Here is a 7,688-nt window from a genome sequence, read left to right as displayed (position 1 = left end):
GCTGCAGTACCGGCACGGCATCCTCGGCGGATTCCTCGCCGGGACGGGCCTCGCTCTCGATAGACCGGACAGACCCTAATACGCCGAAGTCAGTAGGAGTCGATTCCTTGTGTTCGGGGACGATGCGCCGTGACCGTACCAGCCCGCGGCCAGCCGGACGTCGCCGCGCTCACTGGTCCCACCACCCGCACCGGCATTTGAACGTCGGAGATGGGCCAGCACAGCAGCGGCAGCCCGCAGACGTCCCCCACCCGTGCAGAGGCCTGAGTCAGACCTGCCCGTCCCGCGGCGGTGGCGCGGTTCGTGCGGCTGCGGGTGATCGATCCGGAAGGGGCGTACTGGCGGCGTGGGATCGAGGCGGCCGGTCGGCGGCTGCGGAAAACCGGGAACACCGTGCTGCGGGTGCCCTACACGGTCGTCACGCCGGAGGACTGGGGCGGGGTCGGCGGGTATCCGCTCGGGCAGTGAATCGCCGAGCAGCGCCGCGCCTACACGGCCGGGACGCTGGAGGCCGGGCGGGTGACCGAGCTGGAAAAGCTCGGGATGGTGTGGTCGGAGCAGGACGCGGCCTGGGCGGACGGAATCGCCGTCGCCAAGGAATACGCCGCCGCACACGGCCACTTCCTCCCCCGACGACAGCGGTGTGGGAGGGACATTCGATCGGGGCGTGGGCGAAGAACGCCCGCGCGGCGGCTCGTAGGGCGCGGGAAAACGAGGAGCTGCGCGCGGCCGACCTCCCCGTGCGGTCGGCGGCCGGTGCGATGACCGAGGCGCGGCAGGATGAGCTGGACGCGGTCGATCCGGGGTGGTGCCCTGCCTGGGACACCGGGTGGCAGCGCCGCTACCGACTGGTCCAGAACCACGTCCAGGCCGGCGGCACCCTACCCACGGTCGACGGCGACGTCGTCGTCCAGGGCGAAAACCTCGGACGCTGGGTGAACGCGCAGCGGTTCAGGTGGGAGCAGCTCCTGCCAGTACAGCAGTGGATCCTGGAAAACACCCTCAAGGTCACACCAGCCGAGGAAGAGGAGCGGCCGGTGAAACGGACGCAGGACACCATGTGGGCCCTCAACCTCGCAGCGGCACGCCAGTTCCACGCCCGTGAGGGACACCTGCGAGTCCCCTGCAAGCACATTGAGCACCTGGAGACGGAGGACGCGCTTTCAGGCCGTCAGGGCGGCGCTGACGGGGGCGTGGTGGTCAAGCTCGGCACGTGGCTCGACAACGTCCGCAAACGCGCCGCCAAACTCCCCGAACAACGCCGGGCAGACCTCGACCAGCTCGGGATGCGCTGGTAGGCAGCTGAGGTACAGACGCGAAAGGGGCCGGAGAATGCATCGTACGGCAGGTGGAATCTGTCGCTCGGCCCACATGCTTGCTGAGTGTCTTGGGCTGGTTGCAACCGCTGGCTAACGCGAGGGCCCGTCCGCGGGTGCAGACGGGCCCTGTCATGAAACCTGGCTTGGGCGGGTCGGCGTGCTGCGCGCGTTGAGGTTCGCGTAGACGGAGCTGGCCTCGTCGTTCCCGCCATCCCGGATACGTGTGGTGGTACCGGTAACCACCCGGATCCAGTCGCCTCTGCCCTCGTGCGAGTCGTTGTTGTAGTTGCTGTCCTGGTAAAGGCACACCGCCCCCTTGGGGCAGGCGTCCGTGCCCGCCCCCCCCACTTCTTCGTGACGGGGTAGTCGGCAGCCGTCGCGGTGACGGCCGAACGCGAGCGAGGCGGATAGCAGGCACTTACAACCCGCACGGATAGGGGCGGTTGGGCGTTTTGGCCAGGTCATGGTGAGGCGGGGCGGCTGCTACGGACTGTGACTACAGGTCCGGTGATGCCTCCAGATCGGTGGTGTCGGTAGAAGTACCGATTGTGCTACGGCATTTCGCCGCGGAGTGTCGGGCCAGAGCAGTCGTGTCAGTGAGGGCATTTACCATGCCGGTGCGGCTTCGAAGAGGCCAACTCAGCAGCTCGCCATCTGACAGATGCACTTCGACAGAACTCGACACCAATTACACGAAGGTAGTGTCCTGGCCATGATTGCCAACGTGCGTAGCTACAAGAAGAATCAGGTCTCCCAAACCGAGGTCATCACGGCAATCGGCCGGTTCCACGAGGACTACAAGATCAAGCATGTGACCGCGGCGCTCGACGAGATCGAGGGCTACACCGGCGATGTCTGGCTTGTCGATGGCGACCTGCACATACCCGGCGGCCTCGACCTGACAGACGAGAGCGTCTACCTCTTGGTCGTGCTCGGCAATCTGGTCGTCGACGGCGCCTACGGCGATAGCGACGATCCCGAGTCCTTTTTGCTGGTGACCGGCAACATGCGGGCACGCGACGTGGTGACCGCCGGCTGGCTCGAGGTCTACGGCGACCTGAGCACCGATCGGCTCATCGGTGATTACAACGACTGCTCCGCCTACATCGGCGGCGACGTTCACGCCCAGCTCTTCTATGGCGAAGAACATCACTTCACCATCGGTGGCGCGCTCATCGCCAACGCGGTGATCGGTGAGCCGCGCCTTGAGATCGCGACCCCACCGGCCGCGATCGACATAGATGACCCCCGCATGCTGGAACATTTCGACCGCGATCTACTGCGCGTGTTCGACGACCATGACGAGAACGACAACGCGATCACGTACGTGGACGGTTTCGATGACTTCCGCGAGCTGAAGCGGCGAGTCAACGCAGGTCTACCGCTCCGCACTGCTGAAACACGCGACAACTGAGCCTGAGCCTTCACCGCCGAACCGGATGGGGCCTGGCCTGTTCGCCACCAGGTCCCGGTCGCGTCCAGCATCGTCCAGCATGCCACCACGTCTTCCGGCGACCACTCCTGCCATGCTGCAACGTTGCAGTGCTGACCTCCTGCTGACCACGTCCCGCACGGTACGCCCCTGGGGGCTGCCACGTGGCCGACACCCGAGGGGCGTGCCAACGTCGGCGGTTCAAGGGCGGTGGTGGGGTCGGGTGTGCCAGCGGTGGGTGGTCCATGCCCGGCGGATCAGACTGCGGACGGTGATGATGGTGTCGATGAGGTCCAAGAACGCATCGGCGACCACGGCGCGGTGCTCAAAGCAGCGGGCCAGGCGATGGAAGGCGTTCTGCCAGGCATGTGTCCGCTCCACATGCCACCGCCGACTCGCCTGGACAGGGGCTTTCTCGCCCTTGTGAGCGATGCGGCCGTGCAGGCCGCGCCCGGCCAGCAGGGTGCGGGTGTTGTCGCTGTCGTAGCCGGCATCGAGGTGGACGGCGATCTGCTCAGGCAGAGGCCCGAGACCGTTTAGGAACAATATCCGGTGATTTACTGTTTTTCTGGCGTTTGGTGGGTGGGACCAGTGTGATTGCTGCTGTGGGTGGGCGGGGTGAGTTGCGGTGGTGGGTGTGTTTGAGGCGCCAGTTGGCCATCTTGCTTTTGATGACACGGGGGTTGGAACGTTGCCTGCGGGGTGGCAGGAGTCGTTCCAGCAGCTCACGGACGGTGTGAGTCAGGGCTCGACTGAGTCGTGAGGGGGGAAAGTGCCGCCTGGTCGGTGACGTGGCGGCGAGCGATACGAAGGGTGCGGGTGAAGGACAGCCTGTCGGGGTCGAGGCCGGCTTGGTGAGCGGTGTGGTGCATGACGTCCCGGAGTGCGTGGTGGACAAGAAGGAAGCCGTAGATTTCCTGCTCGACGCCATCGGGATACTGCGAGCGGAGGACGAGGCGGTGTCCGCCCTGATGGGTCTTGATCTCGGCCAGGGTGTTCTCGATCTCCCAGCGCTGGTGGTAGAGACCCGCCAGGTCGACCGCAGAAGCCTCCTGCGGGCTGCGGATGGTCGTGATCAGCCGATGGACCGTGTCGTCGTCCTCACGGCCGAGGGCGTACTCGATGACGCGGACCCGGACCGGGTCCCGGTGCTTGCGGTCGCCTGCCGCAACGATCTCGGACAGGTAGGAGCCGTCGTCGAAGGCTTCGAGGACCGGGAGCACGATGTTCTTGCGGACGCGCCACAACAGGTCCGCGCCCGTGTCCGAGGCGGCCCGCCACAGCTCGAAGCCGGTGATGCCGCGGTCGGCCATCAGCAGTATTCCCGGCTCGAGCCGGCCCAGCAGCCCGGGAATCAACTGCTGTTCATGAACCGACAGCGGGCCGGTCGCCGCGGCGAACACCGCGTGTGTCCCGCACTCCACCAGTGCAGCAACTCTCACCTGCGGGTAGGCACTGCGCTGCTGTCCGCGGCCCGAGCCGGGCCGGCCGAAGAAATCGCTGTTCGCCCCGGTGTCCGGCACATCGAAGACCGTGCCGTCCACCACAACCAGACGCCACTGCCGATACCAGGCACCAGCAGTGTCCGGGGCGGCCACCGGCCGGCACACCCGCGCGAACAGCACCTTCAACGGCTCCGGCCCCAACCGTCGGCGGGCCCGGCCAATCGCCGCTGTAGTGGGCACCCGCCACGGTTTCTCCCACCGCCGCACCCGCTCCAGCCCCTGCGTCAGCAGCCGGGCCACCTCCTCATAGCCCTGCCCGGAGAACAGACACATCGCGAGCACGAAATAGACCACCACCCGGGCCGGCAACAGCCGCGACCGCTGTTCCAGACGCCCACACCCAACAACCACCTCATCCACCAACTCGGGCGGAACACCCGCGTCAGCACACCCAGAGCGATCCGGCCCGACAACCGCTCACCCGACGACTTCACCTGCCCAGGCCTTGGCACACCACACCCAACGACCCACCACCAACAAAGTGACCGGTATTGCGTTTAGGAACTGTCCGGCCGATCACGGTGAGGCGGCTCAAGTGGGAACCGAATTGATCCTACTTTGGTCAGTGTGAGTGAAGTAGCTCGGTCGCCTCGGGGGATGTCGGTCAGTCCGCTTGCTCGGTCACTCTGCGGCGCGGTCTTCAGGGGGGAGGCACAGGGATGCACGTCTCGAGGACGGAAGGCGGGGCGGCCGCTTCTGCGCCGGGGTGCGGCTGGTACTTGCTGGCTCCCGCCCTCTCCGCCTTCGGTGTGTATGGCGGCACAGTGTGGACCATCCGGTCGTGGGCGAGTTGCCCACTCGGGAACGACGCCAGCGACAACATAGGGCTGCAGATGATGCTGCCTGTCGTGTGGCTCTGCATGACTCTGCTGCTGATTCTGCTCCAACTCGCACTGCGGAGGTGGCCCCTTCGAGGTGGGCGGGCAGCCATGTGGCTCGCACCGCTCGCGGTTGTCATCGCACTGACTTTGCTGTACCGGTTTGGGATGGGTTGGCCGTACCACCCACCCGGGGGCCAGTGTGTGGAGGGCTATCCACTCTTCCCGTTCACGGGCAAGACGGGCCCGCACTCCGCCGAGTAGCCGCTGCCGGGTCGATCATGTGCGGAGCCAGATGATGAGGGCCGCGGCGGTTGCGGTTCCGAGGTAGACGTAGCCGCGCTTGTCGTATCGGGTGCGACGGCTCTGGCGTGCTTGAGCTTGTTGATAGCTCGTTCGACGGTGTTGCGCTTCTTGTTTCGCTCTTCGTCGAAGCCTGGTGGCCGACCGCCGCGTGAGCCTTTCCGCAGGCGGGCGGCCTGGCTGTCAGTCTTCTCCGGGATGGCGTGTCGGATGCCGCGTTGTCGCAGGTAGTCGCGTACTGGGCCGTTGCTGTATGCCTTGTCCGCGGCAAGGCTGTCCGGCTTCTTGCGGGGTCTGCCCGGCCCCGGTCGGGGGACGCGGATCTTTTCCAGCACGGGCTTGAACTGGGTACAGTCGGCCCGCTGGCCTGGAGTAACGATCAAGGACAGCGGGCGGCAGCGTCCGTCCGTGCTCAGGTGGAGCTTGGTGGTGAACCCGCCGCGCGAGCGGCCCAGGCCCTCGAGCCGCTGCCCGCGCGAAGGCCAGCCTCGCTTCGTGCGTTGGCGAGACTCGCACTGGACCGGGTTCTCCAGGACGGATCAGAATTGGCAACCGGCTGGGTGGACAGCACCGACGCCGACCAGTGGCGCCAGGAAGTGCAAGAGATCCTCCACGCACTCGAAACACCCACTGATCACTGATCGTGACCGCTTCACGGAAGTCGTGCCAGAATCCCTAGAGATCAACGAAGCCACCCCTTGCCTTGTGGTGGCCGTTGCGGACCACGAGACGTCGGCCGTACTGCCGGTATCAGCCGACAACTCGGCTATGTACTGGTTGACTTCCGCTTCCAGGGCGGCGGCCAGCATCCGGCGGGCGCCTTCCCGCACGATCTCGTCGATCAGGGAGCCTGACTGCGTGGAGCCGTCGGCGGTGACTACGCTGAGCACGGGCGTACCTTCCCGACCCGCGCTGCAACGCGGGCCTACTCGGAGACCTTAAGGATCATTCGGGAAGGTACGCCTCCTGCATGCGCTTCCGGAACCAATCCACAAGTGCTGAGCATTGCTCCCCACAACGGCGCGACTGCCTCAGCACACCAACGATGCAGCGTCGACAGATGACGCTCCGGCCCCGCGAAGAGTACGACGCCCTCCAACAGACTCGCATCCTCCAGCAAACCGACGAGTGAAGAGAGCAGTACAAGATCCGTGCCTGCGTCGAGGGCACCATCGCTCAAGGCGTGCCACGCCGCGGTATGCGCAGATCCCGCTATCGCGGCCTGACCAAGACCAGCCTTCAGCACCAGCTCACCGGAGCAGCGATCAACCTCGCCCGCATCGACGCCTGGCTCTCCGTAACATCCCATGCCCGCACGCGCGGCTCACACTTTGCGGCTCTTCAGCAGAGCGAGAACAGAGCAACGCCTACGGAATTGATGGCCGCGGCCCCCTTACGGCTTTGCCGATGTCGGATGGCCAATTGGGCCTGAATCGGGCAACGAAGTCGGCGAAGTCCTCGCACAGGTAGTGCGGGTCAGAGGGCTTCAGCCGTATCTGCTGGTGATCGCTGTGCACCCACCAGACCTCGAAGTCGGTCACTGTTCCCTCGGCAGGCCAGCCCTCGCTTCGCTGACGAGGCAGAAGCCCGACGTCGACGAACCCTCCGACACTGAGACCAATGTCCACGAAGACACCGATCGCCCCGGGCCTGGGCACTCGGACGACAGTGCCCGTGAAGACCTGACCGAAGCGCAGCCCACCTTGGACTCGCTCCCACTCTGCTTCCGTCACCACTTACGCATCCTCGCACCTCAGCACTGGTCTGGACAGGGAAGTCCGGTGCGAGCTTCAGCTCGCACCGGACTCAACATCTGAATTCGCCAACAGTGTCCGTCGGGGGCCGGGGCGCTGGGGTCAGATCAGCAGCAGCTGCCGGACGACGACGGTTCCTCGGCGGATGCAACACAACCCAGGCCGAACCGGAAATTGCCACAGTCCCGGCCTGACCACCACGGCGCGGGCCCGTCCGAGCACCCCCCGGACGGGCCCGCGCCGTGGTCGGCAACCGCCCCGCACATGACCATCCCTTCAGCGGAACTCTGACATCGTCCCGCTGTTCGCCCGGATCCAGGAGAGGGCACAGCCTCGACCAGGCGATGGGTGGTAAGTGTTGCACCGGCGCGTGCTCGGGCTGGTCGACGAGGTGATCAGCATGCGGGCAGGCGTACCGGCACCGCGCGGTCAGTGAACTGCTGCCCCTCTGAGCTTGGCTTTACTGACTTCGGCTTGTCAGGGTGACGTTGGGGTGTCGAGGGTCAGGGCGGTGCCGGCTATGAAGCCGTCGAGGGTGTCGGGGCGGTATTGAAGTC

General features: G+C 65.9%; 7 protein-coding genes and 3 pseudogenes. 5 read left to right on the top strand and 5 right to left on the bottom strand.

Features of this window, described 5'->3' with window-relative positions; genetic code table 11:
- Window positions 1-303 precede the first annotated feature (303 nt).
- Together ACFYY7_RS44685 and ACFYY7_RS44680 are read left to right on the top strand one after the other, a co-directional pair.
- Window positions 304-468 (top strand): hypothetical protein, encoded by a 165-nt coding sequence (locus tag ACFYY7_RS44685; protein WP_388671995.1) that lies wholly within the window; start codon window positions 304-306, stop codon window positions 466-468.
- Window positions 469-641: 173 nt separating this feature from the next.
- Window positions 642-1,298: a helicase associated domain-containing protein gene (locus tag ACFYY7_RS44680; protein WP_388671992.1), complete on the top strand. Its 657-nt coding sequence runs from the start codon at window positions 642-644 to the stop codon at window positions 1,296-1,298.
- Window positions 1,299-1,448: 150 nt separating this feature from the next.
- Here ACFYY7_RS44680 and ACFYY7_RS44675 read toward each other — a convergent pair whose 3' ends face one another.
- Window positions 1,449-1,784, bottom strand: coding sequence for a peptidase inhibitor family I36 protein (locus ACFYY7_RS44675; RefSeq protein ID WP_388671989.1), 336 nt, complete (start codon window positions 1,782-1,784; stop codon window positions 1,449-1,451).
- A 247-nt stretch (window positions 1,785-2,031) separates the two neighbouring features.
- Here ACFYY7_RS44675 and ACFYY7_RS44670 point away from each other — a divergent pair, with 247 nt between their 5' ends.
- The gene (locus ACFYY7_RS44670; RefSeq protein ID WP_388671986.1) at window positions 2,032-2,733 is read left to right on the top strand and encodes a hypothetical protein; all 702 of its coding nucleotides are present in this window, start codon (window positions 2,032-2,034) and stop codon (window positions 2,731-2,733) included.
- A 219-nt stretch (window positions 2,734-2,952) separates the two neighbouring features.
- Here the strand turns inward: ACFYY7_RS44670 and ACFYY7_RS44665 are convergent.
- The 3 genes and pseudogenes from ACFYY7_RS44665 to ACFYY7_RS44655 form a co-directional block, all read right to left on the bottom strand.
- Window positions 2,953-3,291, bottom strand: a pseudogene (locus ACFYY7_RS44665) (transposase); the annotation flags it as partial.
- A gap of 185 nt (window positions 3,292-3,476) precedes the next feature.
- Window positions 3,477-4,708 (bottom strand): annotated as a pseudogene (locus tag ACFYY7_RS44660) (IS4 family transposase).
- A 578-nt stretch (window positions 4,709-5,286) separates the two neighbouring features.
- Complete coding sequence (locus tag ACFYY7_RS44655) at window positions 5,287-5,832, bottom strand: IS5 family transposase (protein WP_388672000.1); 546 nt, start codon at window positions 5,830-5,832, stop codon at window positions 5,287-5,289.
- On the opposite strand from ACFYY7_RS44655, the gene ACFYY7_RS44650 reads away from it, so the two are divergent.
- Window positions 5,794-6,018: a DUF4259 domain-containing protein gene (locus ACFYY7_RS44650; protein ID WP_388671983.1), complete on the top strand. Its 225-nt coding sequence runs from the start codon at window positions 5,794-5,796 to the stop codon at window positions 6,016-6,018. The two genes, ACFYY7_RS44655 and ACFYY7_RS44650, sit on opposite strands and share 39 nt — an antisense overlap.
- A 55-nt stretch (window positions 6,019-6,073) precedes the next feature.
- Here the strand turns inward: ACFYY7_RS44650 and ACFYY7_RS44645 are convergent.
- Window positions 6,074-6,267 (bottom strand): annotated as a pseudogene (locus ACFYY7_RS44645) (IS256 family transposase); the annotation flags it as partial.
- A gap of 257 nt (window positions 6,268-6,524) precedes the next feature.
- Between ACFYY7_RS44645 and ACFYY7_RS44640 the strand changes: the two are divergent.
- Window positions 6,525-6,809: a transposase gene (locus tag ACFYY7_RS44640; RefSeq protein WP_388671998.1), complete on the top strand. Its 285-nt coding sequence runs from the start codon at window positions 6,525-6,527 to the stop codon at window positions 6,807-6,809.
- Window positions 6,810-7,688 lie beyond the last annotated feature (879 nt).

This window comes from Streptomyces sp. NPDC001933 (assembly GCF_042890955.1).
GTDB lineage: Bacteria > Actinomycetota > Actinomycetes > Streptomycetales > Streptomycetaceae > Streptomyces.
Note: the sequence above shows the minus strand (reverse complement) of the source record. Positions and strands in the feature narration are given on the sequence as shown.

Coding starts and splice junctions, on each gene's coding strand:
- ACFYY7_RS44675 (WP_388671989.1), bottom strand. CDS start 1,784: ATGACCTGGCCAAAACGCCCAACCGCCCCTATCCGTGCGGGTTGTAAG.
- ACFYY7_RS44670 (WP_388671986.1), top strand. CDS start 2,032: ATGATTGCCAACGTGCGTAGCTACAAGAAGAATCAGGTCTCCCAAACC.